We start from the raw sequence: 18,371 nt of genomic DNA on the forward strand, positions 1-18,371 counted from the left end.
CTGGCTCATGCCACCCAGCCGGCGTGCAGGAAGTGCGCGGCCAGCACGCCCTGGGTGGTCAGGAACAGCGCGAGGACCCCGCGGTCGAGCCAGGGCCTTCGCCCCAGCGCGCCCAGCGCCATGAACGCGGGGAAGATCTCGAGCCCGATCCGGGACGCGGAGTAGAGCGGATACGGGATATCGCTGGTGTACCGGCTGGGAAAGCTCACCATGAACGTCAGCAGGGCCAGGCCGAGCAGCGGGAAGATCGCCTGGTCCCGGGGCCGGCGCAGCCACGGGAGCAGGAGCGCGGCGAGGGCCGCGACCGTCGCGAGCTCGAGGACGTTGTGGGTCCAGATCTCCGTGAACGGCGGGCCGGGTTTGCGTGCGGCGTCGAGCGGCGCCTGCCAGGGCCAGGCCAGGTGGCGGCCCCAGTGCGCGGCCTGCGTGTGCGAGAAGGCGAGCGGGTCGCCGTACGCGATCTTGTTCACGAGCATCACCGCGCCGAGGCCGCACGGGATGACGATTAATGCGCATATTTCGGACCAGCGCTTGGGGCGCGTGCGGGCGTACTCGAACACGAACGCCGCGGCGAGCAGGATGCCCGCGGACCGGGTGGCCGCGGCCAGGGCGCCCAGCGCGCCGGCGGACCACCAGAGGCGGCGGCGCAGGCAGTACACGGTGGCGAGCACGAGCGCGATGAACAGGCCCTCGTTGTAGGCGGCGCTCAGGAAGAAGCCCGTCGGGAACGCCACCAGGTAGAACGTGGCCCGGCCGGCGGCGGCGCGGCCGAGCTCGAGGTCGGTCAGGCGGTACAGCAGGATGAGCGCGGCCAGCAGCGCGGCGTTGGCGACCAGGAGCGCCGCGACCCACTCCCGGTGCCCGCACAGCGGCGTGAGGACCCGGATGAGCAGGGGGTACAGCGGGAAGAAGGCGGCGGGGGAGGCGTCGGAGGTGCGCTGGTAGCCGTGCTCGGCGATGGCGATGAACCACTTCGAGTCCCACTGGGACGCCCACAGCCAAGCGACGTGGGTGGGCGACTTGCCCGGCGCAGGGTCGCCGATCCAGGCGAGCACGGAGACGGCCGCGATGCCGGCGCGACTGGCGGCGAAGATCGCGCATCCGGCCAGGACCGCCCGCCGCCACGGCCGTGGTGTGCGAGGAATCCGCTCGGCCGCCGGTGCCGGTCCTGGTGCCTCTGCTGGAGCCGGCCGGACGACCGGGAGCTGCTCAGTCGCGGGTTCCACTGGCGGCTCGGATGCGGGCCAGGGCGTCGGCGACGTCGGCCGGGCGGGCGTTGAGGTCGTACGTGCTGAGCAGGTGCAGGTTGTCGCCCGTGTCGATCTCGAGGTACTCGGTGCGCAGGCCCGCGCGCGTGCGGGCCTCCAGGCGGACGCGCTCGATCTCGGGCCAGTCCAGGCGCCGGTGGCCCGCGTAGCCGGACACGACCGTCAGGCCGTCCGGATCGGCGGCGAGGCGTACCGGGGCGATGAGGTCGCGCAGCGCGTACGCCCCGGCGACGACGGCCGCGACGATGGCCGCGGTCCGGGCCGGGCGGTCCTCGGCGAGGAACACGGCGCCGAGGGCGAGGGCCACGGTGACCGCGCACTTGAGGGCGGTGAAGCCGGGCGAGACCCGCCACCGCATGGTCGTCGGCTCGGGGCCGCTCGGCTCGTCGGCGGCGGGCTGGTCGGAGAAGGCACCGCTGCGCATCTGCACACCCCTACGATTACGCGACCCAGCCGCCCCGCACGAAGTAAGCGGCCAGAATCGCCTGCAGCATGAAGAAGAGGGCGACCACGATCCGATCGAGCCACGGCCGCGCCCCGATGCGCGCCAGGATCATGAACGCCGGGAACACCTCGAGGCCGAAGCGCGACGCCGAGTACAGCGGGTAGGGCATGTGCGACGACGGGAAGCTGATCATGAGCAGCGTCAGCCCGACGCCGACCAGCGGCAGCACCCACTGGTCGCGGCGCATCTTCCACGGCCCGACGAAGCAGAGCGCGAGCAGCGCGATGCACATCAGCGCGGTCGCCAGCTCCAGCAGGTTGTGCACCCAGACGTCGCTGAAGCCGTACCGCAGGCCGTGCGGGGTCACCAGCGACCTGGCCCCGCGCAGGACCGGCATCCACGGCCAGTCCAGGTGCCGGCCCCAGTACCGCTGCGCCTTCAGGAACGCGAACGGCTCCCCGTACGCGTTCAGCGAGAACACCGCCACGCCCCCCACCCCGACGGGGATGAGCAGCACCGCCAGCGCACTGCTGCGCAGCTTGAACCGATTGACCCGCACGTACTCCCACACGAACGCCGCAGCCAGCAGAATCCCGGCGGACCGCGTGAACACCGCGAGCCCGCCGAACGCGCCGGCCCACCACCAGCGCTGCTGGCGCAGGCAGTACAGCGAGGCCAGCATGAGCCCGATGAACAGGCCCTCGTTGTAGCCGGCGGTCAGGAAGAACGCGGTCGGGAACGCGACCAGGTAGAACACCGTGCGGCCGGCCACGACCCGGTCGAACTCGCGCTCGGCGAGCCGGTAGAGCACCACCAGGGCGCCGAGCGACGCGACGTTGGCGACGAGCAGCGCGGCCACCCACGGCTTGCCGAGGCAGAGCGGGGTGAGAACGCGGATCAGCATCGGGTACATCGGGAAGAACGCGGCGGGCGCCTTGTCCGGCTCCGGATAGTACCCGCGCTGCGCGATGTCGATGAACCACTTCGAGTCCCACTGCGAGGCCCACTGCGCGGCGATGTAGGCCGCGGTGACGTTGGGCCGCTTCTCCCCGATCCAGGAGAACGCCGTGACAACGGCGAGCGCGATCTTGCTGGCCGCGAAGATCCCGAACCCGACGAGCAGCGCCCGCCGCCACGGCCGATCGCGCCCGGTCGCCACGCCACCGCCGGGCTCCTCCGGCCCGCCGCCGCCCGCCGCGACGTCGGCTTCGGCCGCCGCTGGCCGGTCCGCCGTGGCTACCGCGGCCGTCGACCGCTCGCGTGCGGGCGGCTGGTCCGCCGAGGTCTGGCCCGTCGCGGTCTGGTTCGTCGCGCTCCGGCTCCTGGCGGAGCGGCTTCGCGCGGTCTGGCTCCTCACGGTCTGGCCCTTCGCGGTCGGGTCCGCGGTGGTCTGCGGCGCCGTGGCCTGGTCTGCCGTGGCCTGGTCTGCCGTGGCCTGGTCTGCCGTGGCCTGGTCTGCGGTGGCCTGCGGCGCGATGGCCTCGCCCGCGTCGGGGCGGTTCGGCGTTGCCGTCGGGTCGGTGGCCGCCGGTGAGGCCGCGGCGGCCGTTGCCGGGCCGGGGCGGTCTCCGGGGCTGTCGGCGTCCATCTGCGGCATCGTAGAGGCGCTCATGGTCAGGGCCGAAGCCCGCCGCGGATCACGAGGTCGAGCAGGGCGAACACGAACAGCGCGATCCCCACGAACCCATTGGCCGTGAAGAAGGCGCGGTTGACGCGGGACAGGTCGCCCGGTCGCACGATCGCGTGCTCGTACGTGAAGGCCACCGCGGTCACCGCGAGCCCGATCCACCACGGCCACCCGAGCCCGACCAGCTGGCCGAACCAGACGAACAGGGCGAACGTGACGATGTGGGCGATGGTCGACAGGCGCAGCGCGAACGGCACGCCGAAGCGGGCCGGCACCGAGTGCACGCCGATCTCGCGGTCGATCTCGGTGTCCTGGCAGGCGTAGATCAGGTCGAAGCCGCCGATCCAGAGCCCGACCGCGAGGCCGAGCACCCAGGCCGGGCCCGATCCGCGCAGGTCGCCGGTGACCGCGAGCCAGGCGCCGACCGGGCCGACCAGCTGCGCGATGCCCAGGATGGCGTGGGGCCAGTTGGTGAAGCGCTTGCCGTACGGGTACACGACCAGGGGCACCACGGCCAGCGGCGCCAGCGCGAGGCAGAGTGGGTTGAGCAGGGCCGCGGCCCCCAGGAACACGACGATGGCGACGATCGCGCCGGTCCACGCCGTGCGCACGCTCACCGCGCCGGTCACCAGCTCGCGCTTGGACGTGCGGGGGTTCCGCGCGTCGATGTGCCGGTCGATGATCCGGTTGGCGGCCATCGCGAACGTGCGCGCGCCGACCATGGCGATCGTCACCAGCAGCAGGTCGAGCCAGCCGACCCGCGGGCGCTCGCCGCCGGTCGTGGTCATCACGGTCAGGGCGGCCAGGTAGGCGAACGGCAGCGCGAACACCGAGTGCTCGATCGCGACCAGCCGCAGGAACGCCTTGACCCGGCTCGGGGGTGCCTCAGCGAGCGTCACTTGAATCCATACTCTCTCCAGCGCTTGTCCACCCGCGCCACGACCTCGGGCGACATGACCATCTCTTCCGGCCAGCCGCGATGGTAGCCCTCGGCCGGCGTCTTCCGCGTGGCGTCCAGCCCCGCCTTGCCGCCCCAGAACTGCTGGTAGGACGCGTGGTCGAGGTGGTCGACGGGGCCCTGGGTGAGCAGCAGGTCGTGGGTGTAGTCGACGTTGCCGAACGCGCGGAAGGCCACCTCGGCGTAGTCGTGCACGTCGCAGTCGTCGTCGACGACCACGATGAGCTTGGCCAGCGACAGGAGGTGGGCGCCCCAGACGGCGCTCATCACCTTCTGCGCGTGCTTGGGGTACCGCTTGCGGATGGAGACGATCACGCAGTTGTGGAACACCCCGGCCGCGGGCAGGTCGTAGTCCACGATGTCCGGGATCAGCAGCTTGAGCAGCGGCAGGAAGATGCGCTCGGTCGCCTTGCCCAGGCCGTGGTCCTCCTGCGGCGGCTTCGACGTGATGATCGAGTGGTAGATCGGCTGCTTGCGGGTCGTCATGCACTGCACGTGCAGGACCGGGAAGTCCTCGACCGGGGTGTAGAAGCCGGTGTGGTCGCCGAACGGGCCCTCGGGCAGCCGCTCGCCGGGCTCGAGATAGCCCTCCAGCACGATCTGGGCGTTGGCCGGCACCTGCAGGGGCACCGTGAGGCAGTCGACCATCTCGACCCGCTCGCCGCGCAGGAAGCCCGCGAACAGGTATTCGTCGATGTCGGACGGCAGCGGCGCGCTCGCCGTGTAGGCGACCACGGGGTCGGCCCCGATCGCGACCGCCACCGGCAGCCGCTGCCCGAGCCGCTCCGCGACCGCGTGATGGGCCGTGGAGTCCTTGTGGATCTGCCAGTGCATGCCGATCGTGTTGTGGCTGTGCTGCTGAAGCCGGTACAGACCCAGGTTGCGCTTGCCCGTCTCCGGGTGGCGCGTGTGGGTCAGGCCGAAGTTGTGGTAGATCCCGCCGTCGTCGGGCCACACCTGCAGGCCGGGCAGCTTGTTGAGGTCGACCTGGTCGTCCTTGTAGACGACCTCCTGGCAGGGGGCGGACTTCACGTGCCGGGGCGGCACCGACTTGAGCTGCATGAGCTTGCCGATGCCGTCGCGGATGCCGGCCCAGCCGACCGGCAGCTCGGGCTTGACCAGCTCGCCGATGCGCGCGCCGACCTCGTCGAGGTGCTCGACCCCGAGCGCCATGGCCATCCGCCGCTCGGTGCCGAACAGGTTGATGGCGACCGGCATGTCGCCGCGGGTCGGCTTGTCGAAGAGCAGCGCGGGGCCGCCGGCCCGCACGGTGCGGGTGACGATCTCGCTGATCTCCAGGTGGGGGTCGACCGGCGCCGCGACCCGGTGCAGCTCTCCCGCCTTCTGTAGGGCGGCCAGAAACTCGTTGAGGTCTGCATAGGGAAATCCGCGAGCCATGCCTGCATCCTCGCAACCGGGTACGACATTTTCGTCGGCACCCCTCCCGCCACGGCCGTTTGCGCCCGCCGTGGCAGAGTTGTCGCGTGGATCAGCGCAGGCCATGGGTCGTCGGAGTGTCCGGGGCATCGGGCACGCCCTACGCGGCGGCCGTGATCCGGGCGTTGTTCGACGCCGGCGAGGCCGTCGACCTCGTGGTGTCACGCGCCGCGCGGCTCACGATCCTCGACGAGACCGGTGTGTCCTTCCGGGACGCGCACTGGAAGGACGATCTCGCCGCCTGGCTCGGCCGGACGCTCGAGGGCGCCGACGTCGCCTACTGGCCGGCCGGCGACCTGGCCGCCGGGCCGAGCAGTGGGTCGTACCCCGCGAAGGGCATGCTGGTGGTGCCGGCGAGCACGGCCGCCTGCGCCGGGATCGCCATCGGACTTTCCAAGGACCTCCTTCAGCGCTCCGCTGAGGTGAACCTCAAGGAGCGCCGCCCGGTCGTGGTCGTGCCACGCGAGACCCCGGTGACCCGTAGCCACCTGGAGCACCTCATCGCACTACACGACGCGGGTGCGGTGGTCCTGCCCGCGAGCCCCGGCTTCTATGCCGCCGGCGCCGCGGCCACGGCCGCTCAACTGGTCGATTTCGTCGCCGGCAAGGTTCTCGACGCCGCCGCCGTATCGCACAGCCTGTTCACTCGTTGGTCGGGTGAGCTCGGCCATTCCCGTTAGAGGTGTCATCCAGAGCGTCGTCCCCTTCGAGCAACGCCCTCACCTCGGATTCCCGGAACCGCCGGTGTCCACCCGGGGTTCGGATGCTGCTGATCCGGCCGGCCGCGGCCCAACGCGTCACCGTCTTCGGATCGACGCGAAACAAGGCAGCGACCTCACCGGGCGTCAGCAGACGATCTCCCGTCTCCACGGCCCCTCCTTTACCCTGGGTGGCTCGCCATGCTCGCGCACCCCCATGCTGCGAAGCTGAAAGCGCGAGTCATCCTGGGATGTACGCCCATTACAGCACCGCTCACGTGCCGTGTCCGGGAAACGAGGAAAACGCACTTCTGGGTAATTAGCTGTGTTAAAACCCGGACCGTTAGGCTTGTCGCGATGGATGCGATCGACCGCCAACTCCTCGACCTCCTCCGCGACAACGCCCGCCTTCCATATGCGGAGCTCGCCCGGAAGGTCGGCCTCTCCGCCCCGGCCGTGCACGAACGCGTCGGCAAGCTCGAATCCTCCGGCGTCATCCGCGCTTACCGGGCCGAGGTCGAGCCCGAGACGCTGGGCCTGCCGCTGACCGCCGTGATCGGCATCGTGCAGGACAGCAGCGGTGACACCGATGCCGTCCTCGATGCGCTGCGCGACCATCAGGAGATCGAGTCGTGCTACTTCATGGCGGGTGAGGAATCGTTTCTGTGTAAGGCGCGGGTGAAAACGATCGGCGACCTGGAACGGCTCATCGTGGATCTGAACCGCGTCAAGGGCGTGGCCCGCACACGCACCACGATCGCCCTTTCCACGAAATGGGAGGGGCGGATCCGGCCGGTCGCCTGAGCGCTTCATGCCAGGGTCGCCAGCCCCGCATATTCCGCGACGTAACCGTCGTCGGTGAGGTCGAGCTCGGCGGTGAAGTTCTCCGAGCGGTACCGTATCCGGCCCCGCGCCAGCACCTCGTAGCTCTCCGCATAGGGCAGCACGGCCAGGCTCGGCAGCAGGACCCACGCCGCCTCGATGTCGACCGTGGTGCCCGGCTCGGCCCGGTGCAGCCCGAGGCGGCGCAGGGGCAGCGACCTGGTCAGCGGCGACTTGTGCAGGTCGACGTCGAGCACCGCGTGCAGCCGGTCCGGGTCCTCGATGCCCGAGAACGGCGTCGCCGGCAGGAGCCGCTCCAGGTTGCCCTGTTCGCTGGTGGTGACCCGCCAGCGCCCGGCGGCCCGCTCCATGCGCAGGGTGCGCAGCCAGCCGGCGCCCTCGACGGTGACCTCGAGCCGGGTGCTCGCCCACGACTCGTCCGTGTGCAGCTCATAGCGGCTGGTGTACAGCGCGAGGTCGGCCGCGAACGCAACCCCCTTGGCGTGCAGGCCACGCCGGTCGTCCAGGGTGACGAACTCGCCGCCGACGGTGTCGGTCCGCTGCCAGGCGAACGCTCGCGGTAGCACGGTCATCCCCGGACCGTACTCGACCGCGAGCGTTTGTGTGGACCACGTTACCGAGCGTTACCGGAAGCGGGGAGGGCGCCGGTCATTCGTCGGACGGCGCCCGGGAGCGCCCTGGTTCGAGCTCTTGGCGATGCGCACCGGCACCCCGCTGGGCTGACGCGCGCCGGTGACCTCGGCCAGCGCCGGGTCGCCCGCGCGGACGCGCAGCTCGTTGGGGGTGACGCCGGCCTTGGCCAGCAGCGCCGCCGCCCGCCGCCGCTGCCGCGGCAGTACCAGCGACACGACCGTGCCCGCGGCCCCGGCCCGAGCCGTGCGGCCCGCCCGGTGCAGATAGTCCTTCTGGTCCCGCGGAAGATCCACGTGTACCACCAACGAAACATCGTCGATGTGGATCCCGCGCGCGGCCACGTCGGTCGCGACCAGCACGTCGACCGAGCCCTCACGGAACTCGGCGAGCGTGCGGGTGCGCACCCGCTGGGTCTTGCCGCCGTGCAGCGCCCCGGCCCGCACGCCGACGCGTGCGAACTGGTCCACCAGCTCGTCCACGGCCAGCTGGGTCTTCACGAACAGGATCGTGCGGCCCTTGCGCGCGGCGATGGACGCGGCGATGGCCATCTTGTCGTTCGGCGGTACCAGCAGCACGTGGTGGTCCATCGACCCCACCGAGGCCACCGCGGGCTCGATCGAGTGCGTGACCGGGTCGGTCAGGAACTGCGCCACCAGCGCGTCGACGTCCTTGTCCAGCGTCGCGGAGAACAGCAGCCGCTGCCCACCCGCCGGCGTCTGGCTGAGGATCTCGGTGACCTCGGGCAGGAAGCCCATGTCGGCCATCTGGTCGGCCTCGTCGAGCACGGTGATCTCGACCGAGTCCAGGCGGCAGGCGCCCCGCTTGATCAGGTCGCCGAGCCGGCCCGGCGTCGCCACCAGCACGTCGACGCCGCGCTCCAAGGACCAGATCTGGCGGTCGTACGGCACTCCGCCGACGGCGGTCTTGCAGAAGAGCCCGAGCACCTTGCCCAGCGGGGTCAGCGCGTCGTTGACCTGCATCGCGAGCTCGCGGGTGGGCACCAGGACGAGAGCCTTGGGTGCATGGGGCCGGGAACGGCCGGAGGCGGCGAGCCGGACGAGCATCGGCAGGCCGAACGCGAGCGTCTTGCCGGAGCCGGTACGGCCGCGGCCGAGCACGTCGCGGCCGGCGAGCACGTCAGGGACGGTCGCCGACTGGATCGGGAACGGTTCGGTGATGCCCTCAGTGGCCAGCGCCCGCACCAGTTTGGTGGGAAGCCCGAGGCCCGCAAATCCGGGTGCTTGCTCGGTGGGCCGTTCGAAGAGGGATGGATACGAGCTGGGGTCAGCGAGCAGCAAGGAGCTGGGACCTTCCGTTGGAGAACGGTTAAGAGTATCCGATCCCCACTGGAGGGTCCCAGCCGCCGTGTCGCGCCTCACTTGGGCGCTTTGACGCCGCCGAAAATCTCGTCGATGAAATTGTGCGCCAGTGTGACGGCGAGGTAGCCGCCTACCAGCAGTACCACCACCATCACCGCGATGATGACGAACACCCGGCGGTTGCCGGACTTGCGGGGCGCCTCTTCGTCATCCGACTCTTCGGTGCCCTGGCTCAGGATGTGCCCGGTGAGTGACCCGGAGTTCTCGAGCGGACTGTCCCCGCCGTCGGCCGGGAGGGGCGTCGGCGTGGCGCCGCCCTTCCCGCCGTACACAGTGCCGGCGGGGGCTCGCTCGGTGCGGGCCCACTTCCCGTAGCTGTCGGCCGCGTCGGCCTTCTCGGCCTCGGCTTCCTCGGCTAATTCGCCCTCCTCGTCGGGCGGGGGGATGGCTGGGGGCTGGCCGTGCTCCGGGCCGTGCTGCGACGGCGCGCCGCCGGACGGGTACACGTTGCCGGGGCCGCGGTTGGCCGGCGGCGGGTAGCCCCCGCTGACGGGCCAGTTCTGCTGCTGTACCTCATGCTCGTCGCTCTCCGTTCCAGGAGCGCCCGGCACCGGGGGCGGGGCCCCCCACGCGGGCGGCTGCTGCCCGTACTGCGGTTGCTGCCCATACTGGGGCGGCTGCTGCCCGTACTGGGGCTGGCCGTACTGCTGCGGCTGCCCCGGGGGCGGCTGCCATCCCGGCTGCGCCGGCGGCGGGTTCCATCCCTGCGCGGGCGGCCCGGACTGGGGCGGGTTCCATCCGGGCTGCTGGGCGGGCGGCCCGGACTGGGGCGGGTTCCATCCGGGCTGCTGGGCGGGCGGCGCGGACTGGGGCGCGTTCCATCCGGGCTGCTGGGCGGGCGGCCCGGACTGGGGCGCGTTCCATCCGGGCTGCTGGGCGGGCGGCGCCGACTGGGGCGCGTTCCACCCTTGCTGCTGCGCGGGCGGGGCCGACTGGGGCGCGTTCCATCCCGGCTGCGGCGGCTGCTGTCCCTGCCACTGCGGCGGCTGGGGCGGCTGGGGCTGCGGCGGTCGCCAGCCGGGCTGCCCCGGCTGCGGCGGCGGTTGCTGTCCCTGCCAGCCCTGCTGCTGCCAGCCCTGGACGGGCGGCGGCTGCTGTCCCTGCCAGCCCTGCTGCTGCGGGTGGGGCGGCTGCCAGCCCGGCTGGCCCGGCTGCGGCGGCGGCTGTTGTCCCTGCCACGGCTGCTGTTGCTGCGGGTGTCCTTGCTGCGGGTGTCCTTGCTGCGGGTGTCCTTGCGGCGGCGTGTTGGGCGGCGGGCCCCAGCTCTGCTGGCCGGGCAGCGGCGCGACGTACCCGGGCCGGTTCCAAGGCTGCTGCTGCTCCGGCGGCGGCTGCTGCTCACCCGACGGGTTGTGGCCCCACGGGTGCTCCGCGGACGGCGTCGTGTACGCGGGCGGCCTCGGTCCGTCGGCCGGCCGGTTGTCGTCCTCCGTCGGGAGCGGAGGTGGCTCCTCCGCGGCGAGGAACGGCGAGCTGGAGACCGGGGGCGGGGTGCGGTCGGCACCGAAGGGCGGGGCGGGGTTGTTGTCCGGAAGGCCGTACGGGGAGCCGCCGCTCGAGCCCGGGCCGAACGACGAGGCCGGCTGCGCGTCCGGGACCCCGTAGGCGGGGCCGCCGGAGGACGGCGCGCCGGGGCCGAACGAGGGGCCGGGCTGGGAGTCCGGGACGCCGTAGGACGGTGCGCCGGGGCCGAATGACTGGCCGGGTTGCGAGTCGGGGACGCCGTACGAGGGTGCGCCGGCTCCGCCCGGGCCGAATGACGGGCCGGGCTGGGAGTCGGGGACGCCGTAGGACGGGGCCTCCGGGAGCGGCGGCGGGCTCGGCGGTTCCGGGAGCGGCGGCGGGCTGAAGCTGGACGGTCCGGGCTGCTCGGGGAGCGGGGGCGGGCTGAAGGTCGGCGGTCCCGGTGGCTCCGGGGGCGTCGGAAGGCCGGGCGTGCCGAAGCCGCCGGGCGTGCCGAAGCCACCGGGGGCGGCGGGCGCGTCCGGCGACTGGAACCGGCCGGGCTGGAACGGCGACGGGCCGGGGAACGGCGGCTGCGGGAACGGGCCCGGCGTGGGGCCCGGCTGCGGCGTGGGCTCGGGCTGCGGGATCGGGCCGGGCTCGGGCGCCGGCGGGTACGGCGTCGGGATCGGCTCCGGCGTCGGCGCGGGCGGGAACGGCGTGGGCTCGGGCTGCGGCACCGGCTCCGGGCTCGGGAACGGCGACGGCGTCGGGCCCGGGATCGGCTCGTGCGGCTCGTGGGGCTCGTCTTCCGAGGGTGCGTCGCTTGCTGCGTGGGTGTTGACGGCGCCGCCGCGGTACACGGTGGGTGTCGCCCCCCGGGCCGCCTGGGCCGCCTCTTCGGCGCTGACCGTGTGCAGGCCCGGCACGGAGGCGCTGGCCCGCGCCCCGGCCACTCCGGCGAACGGGGACTCCGCGTCGCCCACTGGGGCCGGCACGTCGGCGGCACCCGGGAAGGGCACGTCGACGACCGCCGGGACCTCGGCCGACGCGGCGGCCGGCTCGGGCACCACGGGGATCTGGGGCCGCTGCACCGCGAACGGGTGGACGGCGGGCGCCGGCGGCTCGCTCACCTGGCCGAACGCCTGGTCGGCAGCACCGTGGGAGGGCGCGTATCCGCCGGCTTGACCGTACGCGGGGGCGGGGTCGCTGGGCGGGCCGTAGGACGGTGCGGGGTCGCTGGGCGGGCCGTAGGACGGTGCGGGGTCGCTCGACGGGCTGTACGACGGGGCGGGGTCGCTCGACGGGCTGTACGGCGCCGGGTCGCTGAGCGGGTCGTACGACGGTGCGGGGTCGGCCGCCTGACCGTATGCGGGCGCGGGCTCGCTGGGCGGGCTGTACGACGGCGCGGGGTCGCTCGACGGGCTGTACGACGGGGCGGGGTCGCTCGACGGGCTGTACGGCGCCGGGTCGCTGAGCGGGTCGTACGACGGGGCGGGCTCGTCGGCCTTGTCGTTGGAGCTGGCCGGGGCGTACGACGTTGCCTGGCCGTAGGCCGGTGCGGGCTCGCCGGGCGGGTCGTAGGACGGGGCCGGGTCGCCCGGCCGGCTGTAACCGTGGGCGGGCTCGGCCGGCGGGTTGTAGGACGGGGCCGGCTCGCTCAGCGGGTCGTACGCCGGGGCGCTTCCGTACTGTGCCGGGGCCTCGTTGGTCGGCAGCGGGTACGCGGCCGGGGCCGGGAGCTCGGGGTCGGCCGGCGGTGTCGAAGTCGGCTCCGGGGCCTTCCACGGCCGGGCGAAGGCGTCCCAGGAGGACTCCACCTGGGACCGGGGGGTGCGCAGGCGGTTCGGGAGCGGTGGGGGCTCGTCGCCGGCGGCCGGAGATGACGGGACTGCCGGTTCCGCGGGGGCCGGGGGTGCGTCCGACGACGCGCCGTAGGCGCCGAACGACGGGGGCTGGTAGTTGCCCGCGGACGGGGCGGAGTCGTAGGACGGCTGATCCGCGTCGGCCGGCTGGCCGAACGACGGGGGCTGGTACGACCCGGGATCGCTCGAATAGGACGGCGGCGGCTCGTAGGCCGGCGGCTGGTAGGAGCCGAGGTCACTCGAAGGCGGGGCGGGCTCGTAGGAGGCCGGCGGTGCCTGGTCGTCGAGCGACGGGGACTCCGGGGCGGGCAGGTCGGTGCCCGAGGTCGAGTACGTCGTGGCCCGGTAGGTGCCGGCCTCGTGGCGTACCTCTTCGAACTCCGCCGGGGCCGTGATCCCCGCTACCGTCGCGCGGCCCACCACCGGGGTCATCGACGACTCCGGCTCGGGCTCGTCCGCGGCCGGGGCGAAGCCCTCCAGGGGAGTCGGGGCGAACGGGGGTGCCAGGCCGTCCGAGGGCTCGTCCGCCGCGCGGGGCGCCGGAGGGGCCGGCGGGGGCGGGGGCGGATCGGTCGGCGGGGGGCCGTAGACGTCGGGGGACGGGTTCAGGTTCGGCAGCTCGTACGCCGACTCCGGCGCGGGGGCGAAGGCCTCCCAGGACGGCGACGAAGACGAAGCCGGAGGGGCCGAAGCCGGAGGGGCCGAAGCCGGAGGGGCCGAGGCGGGAGGGGCCGAGGCGGGAGGGGCCGAGGCGGGAGGGGCCGAGGCGGGAGGGGCCGAGGCCGGAGGAGCCGAAGTAGGGGCCGAGACCGAGGCCACCGGTGAAGGCGCCGGCGCCGCGTCCGACGTGTCGCCGAACGCCGCCATCATCGCGGCCAGCTCCGGGTCGTCGTCGTCCTGGCCGCCGGCGTCGAACGGGTTCGCGCCCGGCCACAGGGCGCCGTCCGTCGGGGTCGGAGGAGGCTCGTACGCCCGGTCGGGCAGCTCCTCGTCGGCCGGCTCCGGTGGCAGCTCCGCGCCGACCGGGGGCGGTGGTGGCAGCGGCGGCAGGTCGGCGCCGTCCTCCGGGGTCGGGCGGCCATCCTGGGGGATGCCGCTCGCCGGGGCCGGGTCGCCGAACGAGGGGCCGCTGCGCGCCGCCTCGCCGCGTGTGCCGTCCCGCGTCTCCCGATCGTCCATTGCTGCCTCCATGAACCGGTGCCCTCGACGGGCATCATTGCGTGCCCGACGGGCTCCCCGTCCGTCAGTCAACGGGTCCACGGTGCCACATCGAGTCACGCAGCGCCCGATCGGTGTCCGTCGGGTTTTCGATCACCGCCCGACGGACGCGGTCAGTTACCCGAGGCGGCGGCCGACGTCGTGGCCTGTGTGCTCGCGCCGGCGGACGTCGACTTCTCGACAACCGGCGGGGCGGACGACGCGGCCGTCGAGGGCTTCGGCGGGGTCTTCGTCGGCGCGGGCTGGCTGGTCGACGGCTCGACGGTGGGCGACGGCGGTGCCGACGTCGGCTCCTGGGTCGTCGGCGACGGCGAGGTGCTCAGCGTCGGCGACGGGGAGGTGGAGTGCGACGGGGTCGGCGAGCCGGTGCTCGCCGGCGGCGTGGTCGGGTTGCTGCCGGTCCCGGGCGGTGCGGTGGTCGTCTGGGTCGCGTTCGGGCCCGGTACCGCATCGAAGATCCGGGTCGCGCCGAACAGATTCGACCAGCGGACCGCGGCGATCTTGACCTTCTGGCCGCTCGTCGGGGCGTTGACCATCTTGCCGCCGCCGATGTAGATGCCCATGTGGTAGATCGAGCGCCAGTCGCTCTTGTCGGTCGCGAAGTACACGAGGTCGCCCGGCAGCAGCTGGTCGCCCAGGCTGTTCTTGGTGACCTGGATGGCGTGGGTGCCGTGGTACATGTCGGCGGCGACGCGCGGGACGTGCACGCCCACCTTGCCGTACGCCCAGTAGGCCAGCCCGGAGCAGTCGAACGTGTCGGGGCCCTCGTCGCCCCAGACGTACCAGGAGATGTTGACCTTGCTCAGCGCGTAGTTCATCGCCTGGACGGCCTTGGGGTTGGCCGTCATGCCGTCGATGTTCGGGTTGTCGGCCAGGTTAGGGCTCAGCGCCTGCTCGGCGGCGTCCTGCTCGGCCTCCATCTGCAGCGCGAGCTGGTCGTTCTGCGCACGCAGGGTGACGTATTCGGTGTTCTTGGCCTGGAACTCGGTGTCGATCGGCGTGTAGGTGTTCTGCGCCGCCTGCATCGCCTGCTGGGCCGCCTGCAGCTCCTGGCGCGCGGCCGACTCGGCCTCCTGGGCGCGCAGCAGGTCGCGGGCCGCCTCCTGGCCGCCCGGCTGACCGCCGAGGCCCGGGGCGAGCAGCCCGAACTGGTGCAGGTCGCTGGCGTACCCGTCCAGCGGCCCCAGCTGCTGGGCGCGCTTGTACGCCTCGGCCGCGGCGTCGTCGGCCCGCTGCCGCTGCTCCTCGACCCGCTGGCTCGCCTCGGCGAGCTTGATCTGCGCGTCCGCCAGCGCGTTGCGCGCGGTGTCGAGGTCGGTCGAGGCCCTGTTGCGTTTCTCACCGAGCTGGGCGACGGTCAGCTCGAGCTGGGTGAGCTCGGCCGCCTTGGGCCCGCGCTGGGTGGTGGTCGTGGCCGGCGGGGCGGTCGTCGCGCCGGTGGCCCCAGGCAGCACGAGCTCGCCGGAGGCGATCGGCCGCGAGCCGGTGTCCGGAATGTCGCCCCCGGGGTCGGCGTAGGCCGGGCGCGCGATCAGGGCGCAGAGCATGCTGCACACCACGACCGCGGTCTTCACCGGACCCCGCCTGAGCAGCGGACGACGCTCCTTCACGAGCGCCGGAGAGCGCTCATGTACCACCGAAGGCGCCGGCGTCTCACCCGGAAACGCCGCCCTCAGTACCAGCCCGCTCATTGCCACCGTCCCCAGTCGGTTAGCCATGCAACATGGTCGATCGTTGTCGATCGATCAGTCGGTCTGCCGCCCGACCGTGTTTCTGCCCACTTTTTCTTACCGCACGAGGCGACACACGTCGAGGGGGCGATCAATGTCAGCTTCGTCGTACCGAGGTGAATGCAGATCGAACGACAGGTCCGACGTACGCTGGCTGCCGTGGATGCAGGTTTGAAGCGCGAACTCGAGGCCAAGGTCACCGCCGGGGAGCGGCTGAGCCGGGAGGACGGCGTCGCTCTGTACGAGTGCGACGACCTCGTCTGGCTCGGCGGCCTGGCCCACCAGGTGCGCACCGAGAAGAACGGCGACCGGGTGATGTTCAACGTCAACCGGCATCTCAACCTGACGAACGTGTGCTCGGCCAGCTGCGCGTACTGCTCGTTCCAGCGCAAGCCGGGCGAGAAGGACGCGTACACCATGCGCATCCACGAGGCCGTCGCCAAGGCCAAGGAGATGGAGGACGAGCAGCTCACGGAGCTGCACATCGTCAACGGTCTGCACCCGACCCTCCCGTGGAAGTACTACCCGAAGGTCCTGCGCGAGCTGCGCGCGGCGCTGCCCGGAGTCAAGCTCAAGGCGTTCACCGCGACCGAGATCCAGTGGTTCGAGAAGATCTCCGGCCTGCCCGCCGACGAGATCCTCGACGAGCTCATGGACGCCGGCCTGGAGTCGCTGACCGGCGGCGGCGCGGAGATCTTCGACTGGGAGGTCCGCCAGCACATCGTCGACCACGCCACCCACTGGGAGGACTGGTCGCGCATCCACCGGCTCGCGCACAGCAAGGGCCTGCGGACCCCCTCGACGATGCTGTACGGCCACATCGAGGAGCCCCGCCACCGCGTCGACCATGTCATGCGCCTGCGCGAGCTGCAGGACGAGACCGGCGGGTTCACCGTCTTCATCCCCCTGCGCTACCAGCACGACTTCGTCGACTCCGCCGACGGCAAGGTCCGCAACAAGCTCCAGGCCCGCACCAAGATGGCCTCGCCGGCCGAGAGCCTGAAGACCTTCGCCGTGTCGCGCCTGATGTTCGACAACGTCCCGCACGTGAAGTGCTTCTGGGTCATGCACGGCCTCTCGGTCGCGCAGCTGTCGCTGAACTTCGGCGTGGACGACCTGGACGGCTCGGTGGTCGAGTACAAGATCACGCACGACGCCGACAGCTACGGCACGCCGAACACCATGCACCGCGAGGACCTGCTGCACCTCATCTGGGATGCGGGCTTCCAGCCGGTCGAGCGCAACACGAAGTACGAGATCGTCCGCGAGTACGACCGGCCGACCCCGCTGGCGGAGCGACGCTCCGAGCCCCAGCAGGTCTGGGCCTGACGTTACGCTGGGCTCACCATGTCACCGTTTATCAAGTACACGCTCGCGCGGTTCGGGCTCTTCGGGCTCGCCGCGCTCGTGATGCTCGTGCTCCCGCTCGACATCGACGTGCTCCTCAAGCTCATGATCGCCGTGTTCGTCTCCGCGATCCTCGCGTTCTTCCTGCTCCGCGGGCTGCGCGAGGAGGCTTCCGTGCAGGCCGTCGGGATGGCCCAGCGGCGCGCGGATAACAAGGAACGGCTGCGTGCCGCCCTCAACGGGGATGATGATGGGGGTGAAAGCGCCACCAAATCGGACTAAAGCCAATTAAGCCTTGGATGGCGCGTGGTCATTCAAGGGGCTTGATGGGTCGCAGGTTCGTGCCGATGGTGGCGCTCGCGGTGGTCGGGGTGGTGACGCTCTTCGCGGTCAACCCGGCCGGGGCGAGCCCGACCAGTCCGATTTATCCGCAGAAGTCGGGACAGTACCGCCCGAGCAGTCCAGCAGCCTGTACATCACCGACGGCTCGGTCATCGACTGGCTCTGGGCCACCCAGGGCGTCTGGGCGTTCACCTTCGAGATGTACCCGAACTCGGCGTCCAAGGGCGGCTTCTACCCGTCCTCGAGCGTGATCGACGCGCAGACCGCCTGCAACAAGGACGCCAGCCTGACCCTGGCCGAGTACGGCGACTGTGCGTACCGGGTGATCGGCAAGCAGCAGCTGTGCGCTACAGCATCCAGTCCTCGGTGAACTCGATGACGGCGAAGTGCCCGCCCGACGGGTCCGCCAGGCGCGCGTAGAAGCCGGCCGAGGCCGGTTCGGCACCACGGGCCACCGAGCCGCCGAGCTCGGTGGCCCGTTCGCATGCGGCGGCCGCGTCCTCGACCATGAAGCAGACCGTCCAGTGGTCGGGGACGCCTGGCGGGAAGCGGTCGTCGATCGGCACGAGGCCGCCGACGGTGTCGTTGTGGTGGTGCAGCTCGAAGTACGGCTGGCCCTCGCTGTCGGCCTCGACGGTGTGCCAGCCGAACACCTCCTTGTAGAAGGCGCCGGAGCGGTCGACGTCGCGCGCGGCCAGCTCGAACCAGCAGATGGCGCCGGGCTCGAAGGTGACCTGGGCGCCGACGAACCGGCTGCGCAGCCAGGTGCCGAAGAGCGCGTGGCCGGGATCGGCGAAGACGGCGGCGGTACCGAGGTCACGCACGCTGGCGGGCGGGACGCGCACGGCCCCGCCGGAACGCTCGACGGCCGCCGCGGCGCCGGCCGGGTCGTCCGTGGAGATCGAGATCAGCCAGGCCGCCGTGCCGCCCGGGCGCCCCTGACGCAGGCCGGCCGCGGCGCGCCCGCCCAGCGTGAAGTGCCCGTCGTCGTTGCGGCCCCAGCCGAACAGCTCCCCGTAGAAGCGCTCGGCCGCGGCCGGGTCAGGGGTGACCAGCTCCGCCCAGCACGGCGTGCCCGGTGCATAACCCCGCACTCGCATGACGTTCCCTCCGGCTCCGGTCCTCGACAGACCGAGAT

15 protein-coding genes and 1 pseudogene are annotated in these 18,371 nt (G+C 72.4%); 5 read left to right on the plus strand and 11 right to left on the minus strand.

Annotated features, from left to right (window positions below; translation table 11 throughout):
* Window positions 1-5: 5 nt before the first annotated feature.
* The 5 genes from ACPPVO_RS00745 to ACPPVO_RS00765 all read right to left on the minus strand — a co-directional run bounded on the left by ACPPVO_RS00745 (window position 6) and on the right by ACPPVO_RS00765 (window position 5,696).
* Complete coding sequence (locus ACPPVO_RS00745) at window positions 6-1,055, minus strand: mannosyltransferase family protein (RefSeq protein WP_426509197.1); 1,050 nt, start codon at window positions 1,053-1,055, stop codon at window positions 6-8.
* A gap of 154 nt (window positions 1,056-1,209) precedes the next feature.
* Window positions 1,210-1,692, minus strand: a complete 483-nt coding sequence (locus ACPPVO_RS00750; protein ID WP_426509198.1) for a PH domain-containing protein — start codon at window positions 1,690-1,692, stop codon at window positions 1,210-1,212.
* A 16-nt stretch (window positions 1,693-1,708) separates the two neighbouring features.
* Window positions 1,709-3,301: a mannosyltransferase family protein gene (locus tag ACPPVO_RS00755; protein WP_426509199.1), complete on the minus strand. Its 1,593-nt coding sequence runs from the start codon at window positions 3,299-3,301 to the stop codon at window positions 1,709-1,711.
* 26 nt (window positions 3,302-3,327) lie between these two features.
* Window positions 3,328-4,239, minus strand: coding sequence for a menaquinone biosynthesis prenyltransferase MqnP (mqnP, locus tag ACPPVO_RS00760; RefSeq protein WP_360367640.1), 912 nt, complete (start codon window positions 4,237-4,239; stop codon window positions 3,328-3,330).
* Window positions 4,236-5,696: a menaquinone biosynthesis decarboxylase gene (locus tag ACPPVO_RS00765; RefSeq protein ID WP_426509201.1), complete on the minus strand. Its 1,461-nt coding sequence runs from the start codon at window positions 5,694-5,696 to the stop codon at window positions 4,236-4,238. The genes mqnP and ACPPVO_RS00765 overlap by 4 nt, the downstream gene beginning before the upstream one ends.
* An 86-nt stretch (window positions 5,697-5,782) precedes the next feature.
* Between ACPPVO_RS00765 and ACPPVO_RS00770 the strand changes: the two genes are divergently transcribed.
* Window positions 5,783-6,415, plus strand: a complete 633-nt coding sequence (locus ACPPVO_RS00770) for a UbiX family flavin prenyltransferase (protein ID WP_426509203.1) — start codon at window positions 5,783-5,785, stop codon at window positions 6,413-6,415.
* Here the strand turns inward: ACPPVO_RS00770 and ACPPVO_RS00775 are convergent.
* Entirely contained in the window at window positions 6,378-6,605 is a 228-nt protein-coding gene (locus ACPPVO_RS00775; protein ID WP_350610253.1) for a BldC family transcriptional regulator, read from the minus strand. The genes ACPPVO_RS00770 and ACPPVO_RS00775 overlap by 38 nt on opposite strands.
* 185 nt (window positions 6,606-6,790) lie before the next feature.
* Here ACPPVO_RS00775 and ACPPVO_RS00780 point away from each other — a divergent pair, with 185 nt between their 5' ends.
* Window positions 6,791-7,237, plus strand: a complete 447-nt coding sequence (locus ACPPVO_RS00780) for an Lrp/AsnC family transcriptional regulator (protein WP_360367628.1) — start codon at window positions 6,791-6,793, stop codon at window positions 7,235-7,237.
* Between the two features lie 5 nt (window positions 7,238-7,242).
* On the opposite strand, the gene ACPPVO_RS00785 is transcribed toward ACPPVO_RS00780, so the two are convergent.
* The 4 genes from ACPPVO_RS00785 to ACPPVO_RS00800 form a co-directional block, all read right to left on the minus strand.
* Complete coding sequence (locus tag ACPPVO_RS00785; protein WP_426509205.1) at window positions 7,243-7,848, minus strand: putative glycolipid-binding domain-containing protein; 606 nt, start codon at window positions 7,846-7,848, stop codon at window positions 7,243-7,245.
* Between the two features lie 51 nt (window positions 7,849-7,899).
* Entirely contained in the window at window positions 7,900-9,114 is a 1,215-nt protein-coding gene (locus ACPPVO_RS00790; RefSeq protein ID WP_426514486.1) for a DEAD/DEAH box helicase, read from the minus strand.
* Window positions 9,115-9,284: 170 nt separating this feature from the next.
* Complete coding sequence (locus ACPPVO_RS00795) at window positions 9,285-13,775, minus strand: hypothetical protein (RefSeq protein ID WP_426509206.1); 4,491 nt, start codon at window positions 13,773-13,775, stop codon at window positions 9,285-9,287.
* 152 nt (window positions 13,776-13,927) lie between these two features.
* Window positions 13,928-15,388 carry an NlpC/P60 family protein gene (locus ACPPVO_RS00800; protein ID WP_426509207.1) on the minus strand — a complete coding sequence of 487 codons (1,461 nt, stop codon included), beginning with the start codon at window positions 15,386-15,388 and terminating at the stop codon, window positions 13,928-13,930.
* 315 nt (window positions 15,389-15,703) lie between these two features.
* Between ACPPVO_RS00800 and mqnE the strand changes: the two genes are divergently transcribed.
* From mqnE to ACPPVO_RS00815, 3 genes and pseudogenes are all read left to right on the plus strand, one after another.
* A complete protein-coding gene (gene mqnE, locus ACPPVO_RS00805; protein WP_426509209.1) occupies window positions 15,704-16,873 on the plus strand; it encodes an aminofutalosine synthase MqnE in 1,170 nt (389 codons plus the stop codon).
* Window positions 16,874-16,891: 18 nt separating this feature from the next.
* Window positions 16,892-17,173, plus strand: a complete 282-nt coding sequence (locus ACPPVO_RS00810) for a DUF4229 domain-containing protein (protein ID WP_360367612.1) — start codon at window positions 16,892-16,894, stop codon at window positions 17,171-17,173.
* Window positions 17,174-17,342: 169 nt separating this feature from the next.
* Window positions 17,343-17,603: pseudogene (locus ACPPVO_RS00815) on the plus strand (zinc carboxypeptidase); the annotation flags it as partial.
* Here the strand turns inward: ACPPVO_RS00815 and ACPPVO_RS00820 are convergent.
* Complete coding sequence (locus tag ACPPVO_RS00820) at window positions 17,581-18,333, minus strand: VOC family protein (RefSeq protein ID WP_426509211.1); 753 nt, start codon at window positions 18,331-18,333, stop codon at window positions 17,581-17,583. The pseudogene ACPPVO_RS00815 and the gene ACPPVO_RS00820 sit on opposite strands and share 23 nt — an antisense overlap.
* Window positions 18,334-18,371: the final 38 nt, after the last annotated feature.

The sequence above is a fragment of the Dactylosporangium sp. McL0621 genome (assembly GCF_049995355.1).
Taxonomy (GTDB): domain Bacteria; phylum Actinomycetota; class Actinomycetes; order Mycobacteriales; family Micromonosporaceae; genus Dactylosporangium.

Bases quoted from the DNA above. Each gene is read 5' to 3' on its own strand.
- ACPPVO_RS00750 (WP_426509198.1), bottom strand. From the start codon at position 1,692: ATGCGCAGCGGTGCCTTCTCCGACCAGCCCGCCGCCGACGAGCCGAGC.
- ACPPVO_RS00755 (WP_426509199.1), bottom strand. From the start codon at position 3,301: ATGGACGCCGACAGCCCCGGAGACCGCCCCGGCCCGGCAACGGCCGCC.
- ACPPVO_RS00765 (WP_426509201.1), bottom strand. From the start codon at position 5,696: ATGGCTCGCGGATTTCCCTATGCAGACCTCAACGAGTTTCTGGCCGCC.
- ACPPVO_RS00780 (WP_360367628.1), top strand. From the start codon at position 6,791: ATGGATGCGATCGACCGCCAACTCCTCGACCTCCTCCGCGACAACGCC.
- ACPPVO_RS00785 (WP_426509205.1), bottom strand. From the start codon at position 7,848: ATGACCGTGCTACCGCGAGCGTTCGCCTGGCAGCGGACCGACACCGTC.
- ACPPVO_RS00795 (WP_426509206.1), bottom strand. From the start codon at position 13,775: ATGGACGATCGGGAGACGCGGGACGGCACACGCGGCGAGGCGGCGCGC.
- ACPPVO_RS00810 (WP_360367612.1), top strand. From the start codon at position 16,892: ATGTCACCGTTTATCAAGTACACGCTCGCGCGGTTCGGGCTCTTCGGG.
- ACPPVO_RS00820 (WP_426509211.1), bottom strand. From the start codon at position 18,333: ATGCGAGTGCGGGGTTATGCACCGGGCACGCCGTGCTGGGCGGAGCTG.